2 protein-coding genes are annotated in these 2,141 nt (G+C 35.9%); one reads left to right on the forward strand and one right to left on the reverse strand.

What is annotated here, in order from left to right:
- The coding region (locus QZV68_RS10200; protein WP_296880889.1) for a MarR family winged helix-turn-helix transcriptional regulator at nt 1-1,223 on the forward strand (1,223 nt) is incomplete at its 5' end.
- Between the two features lie 58 nt (nt 1,224-1,281).
- On the opposite strand, the gene QZV68_RS10205 is transcribed toward QZV68_RS10200, so the two are convergent.
- A partial coding sequence (locus tag QZV68_RS10205; protein ID WP_296880890.1) for a DUF354 domain-containing protein occupies nt 1,282-2,141 on the reverse strand: 860 nt, incomplete at its 5' end.

A 2,141-nucleotide genomic window follows, 5' to 3' on the forward strand; every position in this document is an offset into this window, starting at 1 on the left:
ATCATGTAAACAATCAATTGCTCTTCCATAAGTTCATCATGATAAATGAGATTCTGGATAAAAGAAACAAAAAGCAGAACCCTGCAATGAAAAGCGTTACAAAAGGACAAGGCAGACTAATCATTTTCCTAAAGAGAAAGGACAGATTATCCACTAAAGAGCTCTCTGAGATATTGAATATCAGCGTGACCTCCCTTAATGAAACATTGAATAAGCTGGAGCAGCAGAATTTCATCAGAAAGGTTCCATCAGAGCAGGATAAAAGAATCTTGCTTGTTGAATTGACAGAAGAGGGAAGGACTCTTGAATTCAAAAATCATGAGGATATTGACATTTTTGACTCATTAAGTGCTGAGGAAAAGGAAAATCTGAATGAATATTTGAATCATCTGACCTTGGCGCTTCACAAAAAATTCAAAAATGAAAATCCGGAAAAATATGAGAAAATAATTAAAAACAGAAAGGAAATCTTTGAAAAATACTTTAAAGATGAGAATCACAATGATGAATGGTTGGAATTAATAAATTGTGAAAAGAAAATAAAAAATGGGGATAATATGAATATAAAAAATTATCCTAATGAACCTACTGATGAAGCAAAAGTGGATTCCACCCTTTATGACTGCGAATTGATTGGGGAAAATGAATTGGGAACCGTACATCTGCATGGGCCATTTGGAAATGCAGAGTCCAATATAAAAATAGCTTATCTAATCGGAATGCACCCTTTGGAAAGCAAAGCCCATAGAGCCCTATTTGATACAATACTTGATGAAAATGACAATTTAAATCATGCCTATTACATTTACAATATAAATGTCCTTGGAGAACTTGATGAAGCAACGGAAGGTCGTATGGATGGACAATTGCTTGCTCAAGAGTTTGTAGCCCCCCACATCATCAACGGTGATTATGATTTCCTTGCAGATATCCACAGCAATAAGGGACTGAAAGGACCTGGAACATATGAGAAAACAAATTTCCTATTTGCCCCTGGATTTGATGGAGAATCTGAGAAAATTCTAGAAGTTTTACTTTCTGAAATTGGAGAGTTGTGCTATTATGCACCAGAATACAGAACCAGCCCTGAATTTATAACAGTTCCTGTTCAAAAAAGCGGAACCCCAACACTGGTTTATGAAACATACTCATATGAACCTATTGAATTAACATACAAGTTAAGTGAAAAATTAGTTAATGCTATTGATAATTTAGTTTTTTAAAAAAAGGAAAGATAGTGATTTTATTAAAAAAAGAAAAAAATAAATAATATAAAAAAACCTATTTTCTAGAATTGCCTAATTCATAAGTCTTATTGATAATCAGATCAAACAGATCATCTGTTTTGAGTTCAATCGGTTCATGAGGATTTACAATAAAGCTTAAGGCCTGTTGAGTGATTTCCTCCAAGTCAGTAGTCCTATACATCAAGCCATTGTTTACATAAAACTGATCCACAGATAATGTGTCTCCAGGATAACAGGAAATGACAGGAGTCTGTAGAATTGCCGCTTCCCTGTTCATGGTTCCGCCCGCACCTATTACAAGGTCGCATGCCTTGATGATGCTTGAAGTGTCTACAGGAGGCTTAAGAATTGTCACATTCTTGATTCCTTCAAATATATCTGCCTGTTCCTTGAATCTAGGAAGAATGAGAATGTTTGCATATTCCTTCAATACATCAACAACAGGAGACAGAACGGATTTTCGACAATCAGTATTCAAATAAGAGGCAAGAGAGGGTTCAGGCCTCATAAGTATAGTCTTCTGCAGTGGCAAGTCAAGTCCCAAATCATCAAAGATGTTTTCATTGAATACAAAGTTGTTGAAGTGCATAAGCTCAGAAGTACCATCATATTTGATGATGTCATTTGGATTTGCACCATACTGCATCAGTTTCCACTCATCGATGATGCTTGGAACTATGATTTTGCTGCATAATGGAAGTGTCAACTTATTTGCCGCCACGGCATGCTCATTATCCAAAACAAAGAGGCTAGGAATAGCCAAACCAAATGCAACCCTTGGAAGTTCAATGGAATGCTTTGACAATGCAACATCAAAGTTTTCACCAGAAATCAAGTCTGCCAAATCCACAACACGCTGTGCACTTTCCTTAAGCTTTTCCTCTAATGTGACTC

The sequence above is a fragment of the uncultured Methanobrevibacter sp. genome (assembly GCF_902801725.1).
In the GTDB taxonomy this organism is placed as follows: Archaea; Methanobacteriota; Methanobacteria; order Methanobacteriales; family Methanobacteriaceae; genus Methanocatella.